This is a genomic window from Ruegeria sp. G12 (assembly GCF_056533565.1).
Map to the genome: position 1 here is coordinate 662,692 of NZ_JBQFOO010000001.1, position 18,942 is coordinate 681,633.

The window sequence follows — 18,942 nt, forward strand, 5'->3', positions numbered from 1 at the left end:
TCAGGTCGCGCCTTCGCGCAGAACCTCAGCCGGGTCAACCCGGGCGGCGCTGCGGGCGGCGAAAAAGGCGGATGTGCCGACAAACAGCAAGGTCAGCCCGATGATCGCGACGGTCTGCGCGAAGCTGAGAACGACAAGACCGCTGTCCCCGGTCAATCCATTGTCAAACAGCGTTTCCGCAACGGCCCCAGCGATCCGATACAAGGCAAAGCTGACAACAAGTCCCAGCAGGCCGCTGACTAGCGCCTGAATGACAGGGAAGAGCCAAAGGCGGCGCGGGCTGATGCCCAGCAGCGCCAGCGCCGCAAGAGTTTGACGCTTGCGCGCGACTTCACCCCAGAAGCCGAACACCAGTGCTGCCGCAAGGCCAAGGCTGGCCACAACGGCAATCAGGATCAGCGCCAGATTCAGGTTGCGCCCAAGGCTGAGGACGCCGCTGACCTCAGCCGTGCGCGCCTCGGTCTGGACGCCGAAGCGTTGTTCGATTTTCGATTGCAGCTCAGCCAGTTCGGTGATGTCGCGGGCAAAGACGCGCATGCCTTCGAATTCCGGGACACGCAGGCTCAGATCGCGCCCTTCGGTGATGCCGTGATCGGGCAGGGCGTATTCATCATAAAACGCCTCGACCAGATCGAGCACGGCGATGTCGGCCAGAACCGTGCGGCCAGACAGGGCTGAATCCGGCAGAATGGCGATCAGGTTCAAGGGCAGCATCAATTGCCGTTTCCGCTCGCTGGCTTGCGTGAAAATTTGCACCGTGTCGCCCACCGCGAAATCCAACTGGCGTGCCAGACTGGCGCTGAGGACGGCCTGATCAGCCGACAGTTCCATGCCCTTCGGCAGGGTCGGATCGCCGGTTCCCGACGGAACAAGCACCGCGTCGCGCTTGGCGATCTCTCCTTGCTTCCGGACGTTGACGAAATCGAAAACCGACCGTGTTTTGGCGGTGGCAAAGGCGGTTTGGTCCCAGCCCGCGACCTCGGCCACGTCGCTGTCGACGAACGCGCTGTTACCGGTGGTTTCGATACGCAGAGTCGCAGGGTCGTTCAGAAGCCGACCTATCAGGGCATCGTAAATCCCGTTCTTGGCCCCGAAAATCACCATCAGCGGCACCAGTACACCCGCCAGAATGGCGACATTGCAGATCAGATGCGTGCGCTGGCGCAGCAGGTCGCGCAGGGCCAGGTCGAACATCAGCTTCATGACGCGTCTCGTTTTTGCAGGGCTTGGGTCTCGCCCTGCAACTGGCTGACAACGGCAGAGGCTCCGGGCTCGCTGATCAGATTCAATGTCACGCGCCGCAGGTCGAACTGGTCCAGCAAGCCAAGATCATGGGACGAGATGATCACGCCAGCCCCGTCCGACGCGGCCATATCAATAAGCAGCCCCATAGCGGTCGCAGCGGCATCCGGGTCCAGCGCCGCAGTGGGTTCATCCGCGATCACGAAAGAGGGGCGATGCGCCAACGCCCGACAGATCGCGACGCGCTGGCGTTGTCCGATGGACAGCGCACCGGGGTAGAGCCCGGATATGTCGCCGATGCCAAGACGATCCAGCAGGGTTCCACACCATTCCAGGTCGGGTTTTCCAGCAATTTTCTGGGACAGAGCGACATTTTCAGTCACGGTCAGGAAGGGCAGCAGCCCGCCACTTTGCGGCACAAATCCAAACTGCGTTCCGCGAACAAGGGCAGGGGGCATCTGCGCCGAGGCCCAGACCCCGGCCAGATCAATCGTGCCGTCCTGCGACGCGATCTGAAACCGCTCCACGGCCTGCGGTCTGCGCAGCAGCCCAAGTGTTTCCAGTAGCAGAGTCTTCCCAGTGCCGCTTGGACCGGTCAGCCCGACCGCCTCGCCCGAGGTCAGATCAAAAGCAGGCACACTCAGCGTAAAACGGCGGTCCTGATCGGCCAGACTAACCGAAACGTCCCTCAGAAACAGCGTCTCAGCCATCAGCTAGGGCAGCACATCGAAGGGCATGGCAAAGACATGCTCACCATCCGGCGCGCCGTCATAGAGCGGTGTCCAGACCGAACTGTCGAACAGCCATTTGCGGTACTGCGCCAGTTTCTGGCGCATGCCGTCGATAACGCTGCGGCGGAACATGGCGCTTTCGGCCCAGCGTTGCTCGCTCATGCCCAGAACCTGACTTTGGTAGGGTAGCCGGTCGAGGAATTCCATTGCGCCGCCCAGCGTATCGGCATCAGCGTTGACCAGCAGATCGGGGTTTTGCGCCATATCCGCGATCAGTCCGCGCACCTGCGAGAAGAAATCAAGCGATTGCTCCGAGCTTTGCGCGGTCTCGCCAAAGCGCACAAGGTTATCCAGAAACTCTGCCATGCTAGCCATCTCGTTCTTGGTCACCAGCAGGCGGGGTTCGATGGCCAGCCGGTCCGGGGCCTCGACAGCGCGGTTCGACAGCCAGCCTTTGATCACGCTGGGGGCTTGCGTTCCCTTCTGCTCACCCAGCCAGGCCAGTTGCATGGCGCGGCCAAGTTCGACCAGACCTTCTCCGGCCTCTTCGGGGTTCAGAACGGTTTTCTCGCCGCGCACCAGTCGCACATGGTCGGTCAGGGCGGTGACAACGCGGCTGACCACGCCTTCGAAGGCTTCTTCGGAACCGCCCTCAATCGGGAAATAATATTCCCGTCCGGCAAAGCGCGACAACTCGCGGTACTTTCCGGCGGCATAGGCGTGGTTGCCCGAGCCGTTCGGGGTTTTCAGGTGCAGCGTCATGATGACGATGTTCCGGCCCTCGGCGTCTTTTTGCAGCTCGACTGTGCCGATTTCCGACCGCGCGTTCGGATCGCGCGGGTCTTTCGGACCGGCATCGGTGACAAGGATCACGTAGCGCGCGTCAATCTTGTCGCCATCCGCCTTGGTCAGGTCCCAGTCGATCTTGTCGATGGCGTCCTCTACCCCCGCAAGACTATCCTCGTTAAAACCCGGAGAGTTGGCCCGCGCCACATTGGTCGCCTGACCGATTGCCGCCAGAATCGGCGTTTGATCACTGCGGCGGTCGACATCCATCAGGGTTTTGGTGCGGTATTCCAGTTCCGGTACCGCTTCGGTGTTGTCGCGAAAGCCGATCACGCCGAAATTTACCAACTCGCCGATTTCCGTACCTTCGATCTGGCGCACGGTGTTTTGCAGCACCCGCTGCGTCGCGGCGATGTAGGGTTCCATCGACTGCGTGGTGTCCAGAACAAAAACGATCCCCACGTCAAAGGCCGAGGTTTCGTCCTGCAGTTCCTGCGCGCCCGAGGTATCTTTCTGTTTCGGGACCGACGCGACCTGCATCATCAGGATTTCGTCATAGGTCAGCGGGTGCAGCGCCTCGGTGAAATCGAGGATCGGCATCAGGTACAGCTCATCTTTGATGTTGACGAATTCCTGCGGTTCGACCGAAACCACACCGTTTTCCCCGTTGATGACCCCGGCCGAGGCTTCGGCGACCAGACGTTCCTGAATGTCCCGCAGTGCCTCGTGATTCATCAGCCAGTCCAGATCGCCCTGCGTATCAAACAGCAACTGGCGGCTGCGCCCGGCCGAGTTAGTAAACGCCCCGACGATGTTCTGTTTCCACGGGACGGTCCCGTTTTCCTGTACCCAGCCTTCCGGGGCTGCGTTGGGACTTGGTCCGACCTCCAGCCAATCACCTTCGCGCGCAAACACATAGAGCGGCTGGAACGCGGGGTAGGTGACCTGCACGGGCCCGTTTGCCGCCGTATGCCCGGTGGTTCCGGGGCGGGTCAGGACGCGTTGATAGATGGTCTGAGTGCCCTCCAGCAGCAGCGGTTTACGCTGCTGCGCCACTGCATCCGCCGGAACAAAGGCCCAGAGAAGCACCGTCAGACAGGCAAGCCGGAATGTCAAAGCGAGTTGCATGATATTTGGGCTCCTCAGGTTCACTGGCAATAATCCTCAAGCGCGCTTTGGGAAAGGGTGTCGGATTTCAGCCGAAGCCGATTGCAGACCGCATTCAGGTTTGTCGCCGCCTGTTCCGAGCCTGCGCTGGCGGCTCGGCTATAATACTCCGCCGCGCGCGAGGGTTCATCGGGGAAGGTCAGGCCGATCTGCCCCTCGATCACGTCGTCGGTCACGGTGGCGTCGTAGAGCGTTCCGAACAGCGCAAGCGCATCCGCATCGCCGGAATTGGCGGCTTTTTCGACAAAGCCAAGTGCGTTGTCAGGGGATATTGCGCTGCCGCACTCGCGGATTTTGCCCGCCAGTGCGTTGAAGCCCTGCGACGACAGTTCCGCCAACTGCGATTGTTCGCACGGGTTATTTGTGGGGGCGTTCTGTTCAGGCTCAACGACGGCGGTCTCGGGCTCTGCGTTGTCTGATGCGCTCAGGAAGAAATATGCGCCGCCGACGAGCAGCAAAACCAGCGCCGCAAGGCCCGCCAAAAGGCCGAATGAGCGGGATTTACCTTCATCAGTGCCTTCCTCGGTCGCGCTTTCTTCTTCCGCCTCGGCTTTCTGATCCTCGTCAAGCGTCTCCGTTGCTGAAAGCTCGGACTCCGAACTCTCCGCCTCGGGCGTGGCGACCATCACCGTGGGCGCTTTGGCCTCCGGGGTTGCGCCAGTGCCACCAATGCCGCCAATGATGGCCTCATCCGGTCCGGCGTTGATGTCATCCGGCCAATACGTATCCCAACTGCCCGCGCCGACCTCGACCTTTATGGGCGTGTCCTCTTCGATCTGATTGACGATCTCGGGGCCGACAATCAGCCGCAGCACATCGCCGTCTTGCGTGGCAGACCGGGCGGGAATGACGGCCTTGTTCGCCTGCCACCCCTCGGGGCTGAGCCACTTTTGCTGGTAGCTGTTGAACACCGCAACCGTCACCGGGTCACTCTCGGCTACAGCGCCAGAGATGGTGAGTTCGGCAAAGCCGCCATGCGGATGCTTGGGATCTGGCCTGATCTCGATCACGAGGGCTGCTCCGTTCCTGATGACAGCTCGGTCAGGACGCCGCCAAGTTTGATGTTCTGTTCGATATTCACCGTGCCCGCGTCGCTGTCTTTGGCATTCTCAACGAACAGCGAGTCCAGCGCAAAGACCCAGTCGGTCCAGGTGTCGGTTGCTGCCGCGCGAGGCGTCTCGGGCAGGCTTTCCGCACTGCCGGCCCCGATGCGCGGCGCAAAGGCCTTTCGGCTGTTTCCATCGCCCAGATCAATATCCAGCCCCTTGCCATCCTGCACATCCCGCGCGCCAAGCGTCGTGACAAAACTGTTGATACGTTCCGAGCAGACGATCGCCGCCGAGGGTGCCTGCTTGTCCACCGTCAACCCATAGGAAATCGCGCGCAGCATCCCCATGATGTCGTCCTGAACATTGGTGCGCGACAGCCCATGGATCATTTCGTTGACCAGATCGCCCGCTTTTTCCTGATTCAACTGGTAGACGGCAAGGCGTTCTTCGTCTTCCTTGAACCTGTTAAGCTCTTCAATCCAAACGGAAACCGCCGTCGACGCCTGAAAGGACTCCGGTGTCATGGTCCGGATCGTGTTTGCCTTTGGCTTGGCGACTTCTTCCTCGGCGGGGGCCTGTTGTGCCGCCGGTGCCTCTGCCGCAGGCGCAGCCGGACGGGCTGGCGCGCCGGGGCGCAGCGGTGCACCGGGGCGGGTAGGGCGCGCGGTGGTGGCGGCCGGGGCCGCTGCAGCAGCCGGTTTCGGGGCTTCGTTCGCCACCGCGTTGGTGATACGGATCGAGGATGGCACTCGCGAAATCCGATCCTGCACCGCGTCCTGATCCACCGAAAGCGCCTTGAGGAAGGCCCCGAACCGGTGGTTCGATAGGGTCAGTTCCAGGCTGTCGATGATCCCCGCAGCCGCCACCCGTTTTTCTTCAATTCGCTGTTCGACGTCGTCCGAGACGTAGAACTGGGCCAGTTCCTGATGCAACGATGCAGCGACCGCCTCCACCTGAGTGCTGATCTGGCGTAGTTTGCTTTCCGGTTTGCAGACCTTGGTCAATTCATCAATCAGATAGCTCACGCCGCCATCGTTCAGGCCAAGGGCGGCCTCCCACGCGCGGTCGGGGTCTTTGAAGTGTTTCTGCACAGGCTCTGCCTGCAGACATCCGGCCTTGAGTTGCGAGACCCGTTCCACCTTTTCGGGGATGATTTCGACCTCGCGATCATCCTCGTACCGGATCAGCGCCTCGATCGGATAATACGGGTTGCGCAGCCAGTAGCAGTTCGTGAACGGCTCTGACCCCGCCCATTTATGCACCCAAGACGTCGGCACCTTACCAAACCCCTTGAGCAGCGAGGCATCCATGCGCCGTTCGAACCGCTCATAATCTTCCGCGCCCGAGGCGCTGTCGATCAGGTGTTTGTCGAACTTGGTCATCACGAAGAACAGGATACAGTCGTTCTTGGCCCGCTCATCTGGGGTCGCGCCATGGGTCAGTTCGATCCACTGTTCCACCAGCCCCGGCAGGCTGAGCGTTTCCATGTTGCTGTCCGGCACACAAAGCAGCATCGAGGTGATTTCCTGGTTCGACACATATCGGTCGAACAGATAGGCCACCTTGCCGCGCAGAAGCATGTTGGTAACCGCTTCCTCGGGGTTGCGAAGGGTCACCGACAATGGCGCTTCGAACCGGTTACGGGCACCGGGGAAGTCCAGCAGATCGGTCTCGGCAAACAGGGGCGAGGGCTGTTCGTCCATCGGAAACACCAGTTCAGCCGCCAGCGCCGTGGTCACGGCGCGGTTCAACTGACCGTTTTGTCCAGCAGCGGTCTGGATCGACAGCATGTCCTCGTTTTCAGGGCCGAACAGGCCCGACAGGGTGTTCACGTCGATAATCGACGTCTCGCGCGGTTGCAGCGAGTCGAGCGAGGCGTAGATCACCTCGGCATGGTTGATGCTCGCCAGTGCCTTTGACAGCTTGATGTAGAGGTTCGTCAGGGGTTCATAGCCACCCCAAAGGATCGCAAGAAACTGACCGCGGTCTTCGGGTGAAAGCCGGGGGGCGAGTTCCGCCGCCTCGTCCCAGAACCCGCCGAGATTAAAGGCATAAGACGACTTGCTGACCCATTTCTGCACGTAATCAGCGATCTCATAGACTTCTTCATAGTCCAGCCCACCGGTGGGCGCGCCCTGCGCCTTGCCGGAATGCGCCTTGAAATGCGCCTCGAGCGCTTCGGGCGTCGGGGGTTCTTCGCTCAGGTCGCCGTCTTCGTAGAAACTGTTGATCAGGGTTCGGGCAATGTCCGCCTCGGTCAGCAGGTTCAGCTGGATCGGAAAGCCGTCCGGGGTCGGGGCCTTGGTCATGGTAAAGCGGGTCACGAGACCGGTGGATTCGCCGTCGCCTGCCGGGTTGACCTGACTGATGTAGTCCAGCTTTCCGCCCGGCCCGTTGAAATCGGCCACCAGTCGCCCTTCGTTCGGGCGAGCCAGAACCGAGACCAGAAAGGACTTACCGGCTTGCGATGGGCCAAAAACACTGACGCTCATCTTGGTTTGCGCCGCGCGGCTCAGCCGTTCCGCGCGCCGGGCGCTTTTGCGCAGAACTTTGGGCAGATGGGCGACCCGGCCTTCGACGGTTTTTTCGTTTTCGGGATCGTTGATCCATTCCAGCGCGGCGCGCGAAGGGCGCGCGACGTCGGTGCAGCGGGAGGACAGGGCGTCTTGTTGGCTCATATCATCGTCTCATCTGTTCATGCTGGTCAGACCTGGAACACGCCAGTGTCGATCCAGTATTCATCTTCAAAACCAAGGGTGTGCAGGCGCAAGATAACCTCGCTGGATTTCATCGCGCCGCCTTCGCCATCCTCGACCTGATCAATCTCAAACGCTTCGCGCATGGATTCGCGCCGCAGCTTGTCTTCGCTGGTTTCGCCATCGCTGTCGTCGAAATCTGTCTTGCGCAGCTCGACCTTGATTGGCAGGGGGCGCGTCTGGTTGCCGGTATCCGCAAAATCCAGCCGGAACAGCGGCGTTGTGGTCCAGCGATCCAGCGGGAGTTGGCGTGAGCCGATATAGACCGGGGAATACAGGTTCACCGTCGCCGTGTCGTTGCTGGACCCATCGGAATCCAGATCGACATCGCTGAACAGAATGCGCGCATCGGGGATTTGACCGTTGATATCCATTTCCCCGACATAGCGCGCGGTAGACTGCATCTGGAACGCGCCGGTCGTGACCTTGAAGTTAGGGATGCGGTTTTCCGACAAAGCGATCAGCATGCCCCCGACAGCCACCGTCGATTTCGGGTCGCCGATCTTCTGCGAAACCGGGTCGCGGAACGGGTACCAGCGACCGGTCTTGTATTGATGCATCGAGATCAGGCGATGCGGAGGAACCACCAGCATTTCCTCGACGATCGAGCGGATGGCGGGCAGGCGCGAGGGCCGCCCGGTCAGCAGAACCACATCGACACCCAAATGGTCGATCACCTCGCACATATTGCCTAAGACACGCTGGAACACCTCGCGGCTGATCGCATCCACATCCTCGCGCGAGGACGTAAGGATCAGGTCCGCCAGTTTCCAATCCCGCGCGCCCAAGGCGGCGGCGGCGTCCTCGACATAGGACAGGATTTCCGAGCCCACCTCGCCGCTGCTGTCGACTTCCGGCGCGGTGTCGGGGGTGGTTTCTTCCTCATCCGTCTGCTCGTCAGGCTCGACCGGTTCCGGCATGCCCAGAATGCGGGCGACCGGCAGGTCGAAACGTTCGAACTCTTCCGAGGTTTCGCAATGGGCCAGCGTGGCTTCGGCCAATGGGACCAGCACCCGCAGCGAGAATTGCCGTCGTCGCTGAACAGCCTGCTGGTCCTGCCCGCCGATATCGCCGCCGAACAATTCGCGCAGTTTCTCGGCGACATACACGCCACCTGCCGCTTCGATGGATTCCTGAATGCGCGGAATGACGATGGCACTGACCACCCGGTGGACCAAATCATCGCCTGCAACCCGGAACCCCTCGCGGAAAGTCTGTTCGGGGTGCAGAACGCGGTTGGCCTCATTCCGGTAGGTGGTGATCATCAGGTCGGTCGTGCCGCCGCCCACATCAATGCTGGCCAGCCGCAGCGAGGGTTCCTCGGCCCCCGACGGGGCCATTCTTGGCTTGCCTTTGAGGTCGATGAACGTGTCCAGTCGTCCGTCGAACTTTTGCGTCAACTCGCTGTAAAGGTAGACCAGTTGCGTGCACGAGGCCTCGTCCCAATCCACCTTGACCTCGGGCTTGGTCGAATAGGGTTTCTGCGCGTTGTCCAGACCCAATTGGTGCCAGATCAGGCTCAGCGCGCCTTGGGTGCGCGATCGGATGATCGCTTGTTCCTTGATCGGCGTCGCGGTCGGGAGGCTGAGAATGATGCGGTTCAGGCGTCGGGGCAGGTCCGATTGCGCCCGGCGAGACCGGCCCGCAGGATCGTTTATCTGGATCAGAGCATGCGCGATGATCTCGCCCATCATAAAGCCAAACAGCGAGCTGCGCGAGAAACGCGGGCGGATCGCGGGTGTCGTCGGCGTCTCCCCGCGACGACGCAGGCGCTGTTCTTCCTCATACCGGACCTGCTTCATCACATCGCCCGCCTCGTTCAGGTGGCGCATGGCAGATCGCACCGCCTTGGGCAGGTTGTTGGGGTCCATATGGTTGTGAAAGCGCCAGTCCTGCTGAACTGCGGCGCTGTCCCAGAGATAGCGTTTGGGCGAGGACAAGCCCGACAGCGTTTCCGTGCCTTCTTCGCCCTGGACCAACCTCACGGCCTCGGGGCCGATGCGGACGAAGCTGGGCCACAGAAATGCGTTGCGCCGACCCGACCGGCTGGCATAGCGATCATCGCCGAACCGAACGTCCGAAAACTCGACCCGGCTTGGGAACAGGCCGCTATAGTGGAACTCGGGGCGGCTCAGATCGCGGATTTCCAGCGGGAAGGACCGGGCCAGATCGACCCGCGTTTCGCCGGGAAACTGTTCGATCAGAATACCGCAGGTGCGGCTGTTGCCCACGTCTAGCACCAGATCGACATTGACCGGCGTCACCGCATCGCGCGGGCTGACAGTATTGGCAAAGCGCACTGTGGGCGGTTTCGCGGCCTTTTGCACCACATGCAGATAGGCCAGATAACGCGCCCAGTGCTCGAACCGGTGGGGCAGGTCTTCCTCGGCGAACCGGCGACCGGGGCGTTCGGCGCGTTTGAAATCCAGAAACAGCTCTTTCAGCCAGTCCGAGACCCAGCGCTGATGATCCAGCATGTTGCCGTTTTCGTCCGTCTCGGGGCGGCGCAGGAACCAGCGCATGTCGATGGGTTCAGAGACCAGCCGGAAATCGCGGGCCTTTTCGGCGTCCGATTTTTCGGGCGCGACATAGTTCACATCCTGCTGCAGATCGACCAAAGCGGTGTCCAGCGCAATCTGAATCCGGTGAGTATGCCCGGTTTCCGGGTCGGGTTCAGCCAGTTCAACCGTGCGCATACGCGCCCAGCTTGTCGGGCCGGGATCAAATTGCAACTCACCCGCATGGCCGCGCTGGCTTTTCTGCCGCAGGAAGGGAATGGGCACCCACTTGTCCAGAAACGGATCAAGCGCAGCGGTGACGCGGACCGAGTATTCATCATCATCGTCCTGCCGCGCATCCAGTACCTCGGCATCGCGGGTATCGTCGCCGGACAGAGGGAACAGGGTCAGGATCTTCTCACCATCCTGCTCGCCCGTCACGCGTTCGATATACCGCAGCGGGCGCATTTCCAGCTTGGCAATGTCAAAGCCGAAATCCAGCATCTGCGTGCCCGAGAATGGGATCAGAGTGATTTCATCGCGCAAATTCGCGAGTTTACGAATTTGTGGCTTGCGATCTCTGAGCATCAGTTACCCTTTCCGACTTCGTATATCGCGGTCCAGGCCGGTTGGTTCTGCGAAACCGAGCCTGTGAACGTCTTGATCTTGCTGCCCTCTTTGACCCGCAGGCGAAACGGTTGCGTCGTGCTTTGGCCATGTGGGTTGTAAAGAGAGATTGATATGAAATAGGTCCCGTCCGCCGGGGCGTCGAAATACATGCTTTCGATTGCGTTGGGCAGGGCCGTGGTAATATCGTGGTTGCCGCCGATATCGAGCGTTCCGCCGCAGGCAGACCGGTTGTCGTAATTGATGATCTGGCTGTTTGGGCATCGCACGTCCATGTGCAGATCGGCAATCGAGTCCCATAGCAGCGAAATCGTCAGCTTCCCCTCGCGCGCGCCGCGTTCGGTCAGCCTGTTGCTATCGACATCGGGGGCGGCCTCGGTCCGGTCTTTCGGGTCCGGGATCGGGGCCAATACCTTTTCAGGCTGGCAGGCCCGGTCGGCAATGCCGATTTGCCGTTCCAGACTTGCGATCCGGTCGCGCAGCCAAAGGGTTCGGCGCTCCTCTTCCGAAGCTTCGGCGGCCGGAGGCGGGCAATAGTTTTCAACACCCGGAAGGCGCAGGGCGCAGGTTTCAACCATCAGATACCATATCGCGGCGATCATCAGCAGCAACAGCAACCAGCCAAACCACATCAGCCACCAAAGGTTGACGGGACCTCGGTCTGCGGTAGCAACGGCTGCAGGTGCTGTGTCCTGACCGGTTGGCTGGGCGGCTGAGGCCGCCGTCGCCGCAGCTTGCGCCGCCGCTTTCTTCTGGGCTCGCGCGGCCCCTTCGGCCCCGCTCAGATCTCCGGTCACGGCGGCCTGATTGTCGGACACCCAGGCCCAGTTCAGCATGACCGGCTGTTTGGCGTCGCCGTCCTCTAACACATAAACGCAGTCAGGTCCGGGATGCTGCACGGCGTTGCACAAAGCCTCACCCAGACGCTGCTGGTCGGGGTCCTTGCTGTCCAGCAGAGACTGGCCGTAGTCGGTGATATCGGACAGGAGTGATTGAAAATCGGCTTCAATCTCGGCGCGCGTATCTTCGTCGAAACTGTCCAACTGACGCGGCGCGCCAGCGGTGGTCGCGTACCAGTCGAACCGGTCGCCATATTGTGTCGCCACCGGTTCGGCGAACAGGGCAGCGTGCCGCTCACCCAGCTTGTCGCGCACGGTGCCGGTGATCAGCTCGAACGACCGTTGCGGTGCGGTTCCAAGCGGGGACAGGCCCTGCGTCGATGTGTTTGCGAGGAAAGCTTCAAACATTACGCCAACTCACTCGCTTTGCGGCGTCAGCGCTGGAAGTTTTGGCAGAGGCTCGGCGGTGCCTTCCGGCGTTCCCGAAGCCTGCGCGCTGTCCGGCGGCAGCGGGCGCTGAATCTGCGGCGCACAGTTCTGGGTCACAACTGTCGGCAGCGCGCCGGTATCGGTCAGAAATCGCATCAGGTCGGGGGTGGACAGCGCGAAATTCAGGCTGCGCATCGGTCCGACTTTGACAAACGTATTCACACCGACAAGACGACCGCACATGTCGACAAGCGGCCCGCCCGAGTTGCCCCGCGAGATCGGCGCAGAGTGAACCACGACCTTGTACTGCGGGTTGATTTGCTGCTCGGTCGAAACCGTTCCATCCGTGACGGCCAGTTCCGGAACCGCTGTCCGGTCGCCCGCCCGCAATTGCTGAAACCGCGCGTCGCTTTGCAGCAGATCACCGGGATACCCGGCTGCGATGACAGACTGCAGGCGTAGGGATTCGTTTGAATCCAGTACGTTGAAGGATGGCTGCTGTGCCCCTTCGACCCGTAACAGGGCAAAGTCCCCTCCGGTCGCTTCCAACGGGCCCAGTGTTTTCAGAACCTGCGCCTCGCGCAGAGAGCCAAGCGCGTTGTTTGTCACATAGATCGTCGAGCCGGGGGCCGCGATGACATGGTAATTCGTGACCAGCAGATCGGGGCCCACAAAGAACCCAGAGCCGCTGCCCAGACCCGCCGGGGACGGGGCCAGCACAATTGCGGTGCGTTCCTCGATATAGGCCAGCAGCGATTTGGTGTCTTTCGGGCCGTCCGAGTCCGGAACCTGCACGCGTTCGGGATCGGGGGGCAAAATGGCTGTCCGCTCGGCGGGCCGGACCGCGCCGGGGATGTCAGTGCGATCATTGGGGTTCGGCGGCAGCAGCCCCTCGATTGTGCGCCCGTTGGGCATCACCAGCGTGCCGTCCGCCTCGCATACCGCGCCGTCGATGGCGGTTTGCAACGTGGCCAACCGTTCTTCCAGCGACTTGTTGGCGCTTGCCACTGCGGCCAGCGCGGCCTCATCGGTGATGGCCTTGTCGCCTGCCTGTTCGGGAAAGATGCGGTTGCCGGGGATCAGCAGCCAGATCAACACGACACCCGCAATCAGAACCAACAGCAACAGCGGCAGCCAGGCCCACAAAGGCACCCTCTGCGGCGCTGCGGCCACGGGCTGCGGTGCCTGGGGCGGGGGCGGAGGGGCAGCGCTTCCTGTTGCGCCAACCGGTGGTGCGGTCGAGGCCGGGCCGGGGGCCTGCGAAGGTTGAGGCGACGCGGTCACCTCAGGCGGTTCACTCGCCGACGCAGCCACGGGGGCCGCCAGCGGCAGAAAACGCCCGAGGGTCTGGGCATAATGCGCCTTCCGTGTCTCCGCATCGTGCTTGGACCCCGCGGGCATCATGCCCCAGTTGATAATGACCGGTGTGCCATCCACGGACCACACATCGTTCAGATCGGAAATATGCAACGCACTGCCCAGCAGGCCGCTGTTTTCATCTCCCAAAGCGGACCGAAGCGGTTCCAGTCTGCGCGTCAGTTCTGCCGAAAGTGCCTTTTGCGAGGCATCATCCAGCCGCCCGAATGGCGTCGCGTTGCCCTGAACGTTTGTGTACCACGAAACAGACGGCGCAACCTGATCGTTGCCGCGGCTCAGCAAAGGCTCGGCAAAAAGCTGGGCGGCCTCATCCCCGCCGTTAGCTTTCAGGGCGTCCTGCAGGGCCGGGAATGCCTCAATCGCCAGTTCGCCATCAACCTCGAGGCATTGTTTCAGTTCAATCTGTGTTTTGGTCAAAAAATGTTCGGCCATCAGTTGCCTCTTGTGGATCGGCGGAATTCTACGGTTGCGGAACTTCCGACCTCGGGTTGTGTCACGACACAGTTTGCCGTGCCGGCCTCGTTCAACTCGCAACTGCTGCGCAGGCGGTAGATATAGCCGCCATCGCTGCAGGCCAGATCGCCGGGTTCTTCAATGATCAGCGCACCGCTGCCGTCAAACGCGCCCGTGACAGGGCCCTCGCAGCTATTGCCGTTGGCGGCGCGCATCTCTTCACGGCCAACACCGTTTGCGTCGAAACACATGATCCATTGGTTATATGTCGTTTCAACGCCTGTGGTGCGGTTGGTTGTCACGAAACTCGAATCCAGTTCCCAACACCCTTCAAGCAAGCCGATGCGCCGACCTTCCCAATCCCCACGGTCGATCTTTTCGGGCAGCGGGGCGGGTTCCGGCAGGGCCGCCTGTTGGGGCTCCTCGGGCTGGCATTGTATCAGGGCAAGCTCACGTTCGCGCTGCAGAATACGATCAAGCAAAATCTTGTTTTGACCTTCAAGAACCGCCAAGCGCGCTTCGGTCTGTTCGGCCTTGTTTACGGGGCACCAGTCGAACCATGTGGCTGCAACGCGATCCCCGGCACCACATGCCGGTACCAGCGCGGCGGCGGACCAGGCGACAATTGCGACTAGCAATGCAGTACCAAAAAAGACCGATACAATTCGGAGCAAAACGAAAACACCCCCTACAAATCGAAAGTCAGTAAACGTGACTCATCCCTATTGGTCAACGCAATTCTGCGACTGCGATCAGTTACAAAAAATGTCATGCCCACCCGATTACAAAAGCTGTCATTTCAAACGGCTAACCGTAACCGCTACGAAATTATCAATTGGTAAACTCGTAAGGGATTTGGGTCATGTTCGACTTTGAAACAGCAGAAAGAAACGAAACTCAAAAGACGCTTTTGTCGGTTTCCGGAGGCGGCCTGCTTGGGGTAATCCCAGCCGCCATGCTGATGCGTTTCGAGGCGCTTGGAAAAGACGCCTACGGCCCTGCCTACCGGCTGTGCGACAGCTTCGATTCCGTCGCAGGCACATCGACCGGGGCGGTCATTGCCGCCGGGGTCGCCCTTGGCCTGTCTGCCCAGGATATCGCCGACTTTTATCTGCGCGACGTGCCCCGTGGGTTCAAGCGGCGCAAGCGTGCCGTTCCCCTGTTGCACGACGTTTTTGACAGCGAATTGCTGCACAGTTTCTTTGAACAACGCACCCAGGGACGTCTGTTGGACCGCAGCCAGTTGGAATGCGATCTAACAGTACTGACCAAAGACCTTCAACGCGGAAAAGCCGTTGCTTTTACGACAGTTGACAGCGATACCGATACGATCTTGTCCGCAGAAATTCGCCGTGAAAAGCAGCCCCTGTCTGACCTGTTGCGCGCCAGCACTGCTGCGCCGGGGCTGTTTTCTCCGATCACGCTGGACCTGCGGGGCTTGGGTAAGACCCGGCTGGTGGATGGCGGTTTCAGCCTGTTCAACGACCCGTCCTATCTGCTGACCCGACTGACCCGCGAAGCGGGCGCGCGCCGGGCGGCTCTGATCTCGCTCGGGACCGGCAGTTCGCGGCCGACCTATTCGGGTAAAGACCTGGTGGACCGGGTCTCGGTCCTGCGTGCCTTTCGTGGTCTGTTCGGCCTGATCAAGGATGCCGAGGCCTTGTCGCAGGAACTGATGCGCGACATGGCGCAGATGTTCGGCCCGTCCTTGCAGCACGATCACTACGACATGAGCCTGACCCGCAACACTTTCGAGGCGCTGTCCTTTCCCCTGAAACCCGGTGAGTTAAGCGATATGCGGAAATTCGCGGATTTCGCGGGTAAAGAGCGGCTATTCGAAGCCGCTGGCCTTTTGGCTGAACAGCTAATTTCAGAGCCACTGCCGCTGACCGGTGACGTATTAGCCCCTGAAACGGTTGACAGATAATTCCATTTCCGCACCATTTGGGCAGTTGGGAATTTTAGCATGAACACAATTGATGTCTCATATCTGGGCGGCATTCCTGAAAAGAAATCCGCGCGTGTCGAAATACTGAGCGCACAGAAGCTGTCTGTCGTCAATGAGGGCGAAGGGACTGTGACTGTTCTGGATGCGGAAACGCTATCGGATCAAGAGGTGGATGCCCGGCTTACCGAGGTCTCTCAAACCGCCTCCCGGATACTGGTGTTGTTCTCCCTGTCGCACGGGGTCAGCTTCCGCAACCGGCGCGACGCGCTGCTTGCCCTTGGCGCAAGCGACGTCATGTCAGCGGATGGAACGGATGAAGAGTTTCTGACCCGTGTTCAGGCGCTCAAACTGCAGGCTCAGTCTCCGCGCATTCTGATCGTTGAGGACGAAGAGGAAATCGGCGACTGGGCCATCGACGTGCTGCGCGACGCCGGAATGGACGCAACCCGCGTCCGCACCCTGAAAGAGGCGCAGGATCGGTTCGAGGCCGGGCCGGTCGATGCCCTGATCGTTGATCGCGGCTTGCCCGACGGCGATGGTCTGACCTTCATCAGCCGGTTGCGCGACCTCGGGATCCGCATTCCGGCGCTGTTGTTCACTGCGCTGGATTCCATCGAGGACAGAATTCGCGGTCTCGAAACGGCCCGTGCAGACGACTACATCTGCAAACCGGTGCACGAGGGCGAATTGCGCGCCCGTGTTCAGGTTTTGCTGCGCCCTTTGATCTCTGAGGAAACGATGGTCTTCGGCCCGCTCGAGATCAATCGTAAGGACAGAATAGTGCGCTGGCGTGGCACACGGGTCGAGCTTCGGCCAAAAGAATGCGAAATGCTGATCTATCTGGCCGAACGCGAAGGCCTGCCGATCCCCAAGCGGATGATCTATCTGGATGTCTGGCAGAAGACGTTCATGGATGTGGGCTCGAACCCGGTGACAGCCGCGCGGCACAGGCTGGTGCGCGATTTCAAGTCAGCGCTTGGTGAGCGCGGCGAAGAGTACCCAGAGTTTCTGGCAACCGATGGCGACGCCTATGTGTTTCTGTCTGAAGAACTGTTGCGCATTCCTCCGACCATAGGATCGGGACCGTGAACAAACGGGCCGCAGCTTTTCCGCAGCCCTTGCGCATGGTGACAGGGCAGGGGCTGTTTTACGCCGCGCTTGGTGTGTACCTGATGCTGGCTGCGGTCTTCTGCGTTTCGGTGTTTACGGCCGCCGACAGGGCGGATCAGAGGGCTCTGCAAAGCGTCGAGGCGCAGATGTTGCGTATCCTCGAAGACACCGGGGTCAGCGGGCTGGCCACCGCATTTGACCGGTCGCGCAACATCGTTCTCCCGGGAACGGACCGGTTGGAACTGGCGCTCTGGCAAATCGGTGGCGGCAAGCGGCGCGTGTTGCTGGAAACCACGCCCGGGGCAGCGGCGGAGCTTGATCAAGAAGCGACGCAGGCCACCGTTGACGGGATCAATCTGGACCTGCGCTCGGTCGATGTGGCTGCGGCGTCCAGTGACTGGGCCTTGCCTATGGGTGACGTGGCGCTTGTATTCGGTATCGAAGCCCCCAGTGCCGAGGCCAAACGCGCCCGGCGGCTTGCCTTGGCCACCGGCTTTATCTCGCTGTTTGTCTGCGGGCTGATGGTTTTGCTGCAGGTCGCGCACTGGCAACGCTATCGCCGCAACCTGCAGCGCATCAACACTTTGCTCGACCGCTATTCCTCGGGCGAGACCCGCATTCGGTTCGAAGATGAAAACCCCGCACCCGAGCTGCGCGAACTGGCGCGGCAATTGAACACGGCGCTGCCCAAGATCGATGAGCTTTTTGCCGATCTGCGCGCCTTGTCGGCGCATCTGGCGCATGAAATGCGAACCCCGTTGCAGAATATCCGCAGTGGCCTCCGCAAGATCGTGCGTGCGGAGACGGATGAGGAAAGGCGCGCACAGGCCCAACGCATCGACATGGGCATCGACGCCGCCGACGCACGCCTGCAGTCGATCATGCAACTGTTTCGCTTGCAGGCGGATGCGGATATCCAGTTCGAGCCAGAGGTCGCCTTGGGTGATATCCTCGAAGACCTTGTTTATGACTTCGAGGAAGATCTGACCGCGCAGGGCCGCGAATTGACTGTGCGGATCGACAAATCGGTGCGCGTTGCGGGCAATACACATTTGCTGGAGTTGCTGCTGGCCAACCTCCTGTCCAATGCGGTGAAATACGCGCCCGCCAATTCGGGTATCTCGGTGCATCTGCAACGGCGGGCCGGGCAATTTGAGTTGAGGATATCCAATGACGGGTCGTTACCGGAGGGGTTCACCGAAAACGCATTCGACCGCTACGCCCAAAGCGCCGAGAATCCGGGCTATGGTCTGGGCCTTGGGCTGGTCAAGGCTATTGCGCAAAAGCATGGGTTTAAGGCAGAATTGGGTGCAGGCGAAGACGGAACCCGCGTCACCGCATATGTGCACGGCGCGGCGCTGCCCCAACCTGCGGAGGACGGTGATGACTAGCAAGCACATCGTTTCGACCGTCCTTGGCTTCTTCCTCTGCACCGCAGCTTTCGCGCAATCCGATCATCCTGTCGCCCGCGTCGCGGCGGGTCTGGTTCTGGCGGAAACTGCGGTAGAGGATGAAAACGCTCCTCTGCTGATGTCGGCGTTGGAAATGATCTCGGCCTATGCTCCGCAAGGCGGGGCTGCGGCGGGATTGCTGGAGCAGTATCGGGCCGAGGCCCGGTTTCTCGCCCGTGGCGATCCGGCTCTGATCGCCCGATTCGATAAGATAGCTGGCGAAAGATCGGCTCCGTCGCAACAGGGCATGATATGGATTTTGGATGGCAGCACATTCGAGGTGCCTGACGCGCAAGGGATTGCCGCTTTCGCCTCGCAGTCTGGCGGGTCACTGGATCAGGGGCTTGGGGTCGCCTGCCGCCGAGATGGGTTTGTGTGGCTGTGTGATCCGTCGCTCTTGCAGGGACAGGTGACGATCCCCTCAGAAACATGGGTTGTGATCCAGACCCACCCAGCAGCGCAATGAGGCGGCTGGCGCT

General features: G+C 61.0%; 13 protein-coding genes. 4 read left to right on the forward strand and 9 right to left on the reverse strand.

What is annotated here, in order from left to right:
- Genes ACR0JN_RS03190 through ACR0JN_RS03230 form a run of 9 tightly spaced genes read right to left on the reverse strand, consistent with a single transcriptional unit; the run spans position 1 to position 14,628 of the window.
- Positions 1–1,203 carry an ABC transporter permease gene (locus ACR0JN_RS03190; protein WP_480884169.1) on the reverse strand — a complete coding sequence of 401 codons (1,203 nt, stop codon included), beginning with the start codon at positions 1,201–1,203 and terminating at the stop codon, positions 1–3.
- Positions 1,200–1,952: an ABC transporter ATP-binding protein gene (locus ACR0JN_RS03195; RefSeq protein ID WP_480884171.1), complete on the reverse strand. Its 753-nt coding sequence runs from the start codon at positions 1,950–1,952 to the stop codon at positions 1,200–1,202. The genes ACR0JN_RS03190 and ACR0JN_RS03195 overlap by 4 nt, the downstream gene beginning before the upstream one ends.
- A gap of 3 nt (positions 1,953–1,955) precedes the next feature.
- Positions 1,956–3,887: a vWA domain-containing protein gene (locus ACR0JN_RS03200; protein ID WP_480884172.1), complete on the reverse strand. Its 1,932-nt coding sequence runs from the start codon at positions 3,885–3,887 to the stop codon at positions 1,956–1,958.
- 20 nt (positions 3,888–3,907) lie between these two features.
- The gene (locus ACR0JN_RS03205) at positions 3,908–4,936 is read right to left on the reverse strand and encodes a hypothetical protein (protein WP_480884174.1); all 1,029 of its coding nucleotides are present in this window, start codon (positions 4,934–4,936) and stop codon (positions 3,908–3,910) included.
- The gene (locus tag ACR0JN_RS03210) at positions 4,933–7,653 is read right to left on the reverse strand and encodes a virulence factor SrfC family protein (RefSeq protein WP_480884176.1); all 2,721 of its coding nucleotides are present in this window, start codon (positions 7,651–7,653) and stop codon (positions 4,933–4,935) included. Before ACR0JN_RS03210 ends, ACR0JN_RS03205 begins: the two co-directional genes overlap by 4 nt.
- A 26-nt stretch (positions 7,654–7,679) precedes the next feature.
- Entirely contained in the window at positions 7,680–10,817 is a 3,138-nt protein-coding gene (locus tag ACR0JN_RS03215; RefSeq protein WP_480884177.1) for a virulence factor SrfB, read from the reverse strand.
- Positions 10,817–12,103, reverse strand: coding sequence for a hypothetical protein (locus tag ACR0JN_RS03220; protein WP_480884179.1), 1,287 nt, complete (start codon positions 12,101–12,103; stop codon positions 10,817–10,819). Before ACR0JN_RS03220 ends, ACR0JN_RS03215 begins: the two co-directional genes overlap by 1 nt.
- Before the next feature lie 9 nt (positions 12,104–12,112).
- A complete protein-coding gene (locus tag ACR0JN_RS03225; protein WP_480884181.1) occupies positions 12,113–13,933 on the reverse strand; it encodes a trypsin-like peptidase domain-containing protein in 1,821 nt (606 codons plus the stop codon).
- Positions 13,933–14,628, reverse strand: coding sequence for a hypothetical protein (locus tag ACR0JN_RS03230; RefSeq protein ID WP_480884183.1), 696 nt, complete (start codon positions 14,626–14,628; stop codon positions 13,933–13,935). Before ACR0JN_RS03230 ends, ACR0JN_RS03225 begins: the two co-directional genes overlap by 1 nt.
- Positions 14,629–14,816: 188 nt before the next feature.
- Here ACR0JN_RS03230 and ACR0JN_RS03235 point away from each other — a divergent pair, with 188 nt between their 5' ends.
- From ACR0JN_RS03235 to ACR0JN_RS03250, 4 genes are read left to right on the forward strand one after another with little or no spacing between them, the layout of a single operon-like run.
- Entirely contained in the window at positions 14,817–15,881 is a 1,065-nt protein-coding gene (locus ACR0JN_RS03235) for a patatin-like phospholipase family protein (protein ID WP_480884185.1), read from the forward strand.
- A 39-nt stretch (positions 15,882–15,920) separates the two neighbouring features.
- Positions 15,921–16,991, forward strand: coding sequence for a response regulator transcription factor (locus tag ACR0JN_RS03240; RefSeq protein ID WP_480884186.1), 1,071 nt, complete (start codon positions 15,921–15,923; stop codon positions 16,989–16,991).
- Positions 16,988–18,403: a sensor histidine kinase gene (locus tag ACR0JN_RS03245; RefSeq protein ID WP_480884188.1), complete on the forward strand. Its 1,416-nt coding sequence runs from the start codon at positions 16,988–16,990 to the stop codon at positions 18,401–18,403. Before ACR0JN_RS03240 ends, ACR0JN_RS03245 begins: the two co-directional genes overlap by 4 nt.
- Complete coding sequence (locus ACR0JN_RS03250; protein ID WP_480884190.1) at positions 18,396–18,929, forward strand: hypothetical protein; 534 nt, start codon at positions 18,396–18,398, stop codon at positions 18,927–18,929. The genes ACR0JN_RS03245 and ACR0JN_RS03250 overlap by 8 nt, the downstream gene beginning before the upstream one ends.
- The last annotated feature ends 13 nt before the right edge of the window (positions 18,930–18,942 follow it).

What these genes read in the sequence shown, in the direction of transcription:
- ACR0JN_RS03220 (WP_480884179.1), bottom strand. Translation starts at nt 12,103, where the DNA reads ATGTTTGAAGCTTTCCTCGCAAACACATCGACGCAGGGCCTGTCCCCG.
- ACR0JN_RS03215 (WP_480884177.1), bottom strand. Translation starts at nt 10,817, where the DNA reads ATGCTCAGAGATCGCAAGCCACAAATTCGTAAACTCGCGAATTTGCGC.
- ACR0JN_RS03240 (WP_480884186.1), top strand. Translation starts at nt 15,921, where the DNA reads ATGAACACAATTGATGTCTCATATCTGGGCGGCATTCCTGAAAAGAAA.
- ACR0JN_RS03225 (WP_480884181.1), bottom strand. Translation starts at nt 13,933, where the DNA reads ATGGCCGAACATTTTTTGACCAAAACACAGATTGAACTGAAACAATGC.
- ACR0JN_RS03200 (WP_480884172.1), bottom strand. Translation starts at nt 3,887, where the DNA reads ATGCAACTCGCTTTGACATTCCGGCTTGCCTGTCTGACGGTGCTTCTC.
- ACR0JN_RS03235 (WP_480884185.1), top strand. Translation starts at nt 14,817, where the DNA reads ATGTTCGACTTTGAAACAGCAGAAAGAAACGAAACTCAAAAGACGCTT.
- ACR0JN_RS03210 (WP_480884176.1), bottom strand. Translation starts at nt 7,653, where the DNA reads ATGAGCCAACAAGACGCCCTGTCCTCCCGCTGCACCGACGTCGCGCGC.
- ACR0JN_RS03190 (WP_480884169.1), bottom strand. Translation starts at nt 1,203, where the DNA reads ATGAAGCTGATGTTCGACCTGGCCCTGCGCGACCTGCTGCGCCAGCGC.
- ACR0JN_RS03250 (WP_480884190.1), top strand. Translation starts at nt 18,396, where the DNA reads ATGACTAGCAAGCACATCGTTTCGACCGTCCTTGGCTTCTTCCTCTGC.
- ACR0JN_RS03195 (WP_480884171.1), bottom strand. Translation starts at nt 1,952, where the DNA reads ATGGCTGAGACGCTGTTTCTGAGGGACGTTTCGGTTAGTCTGGCCGAT.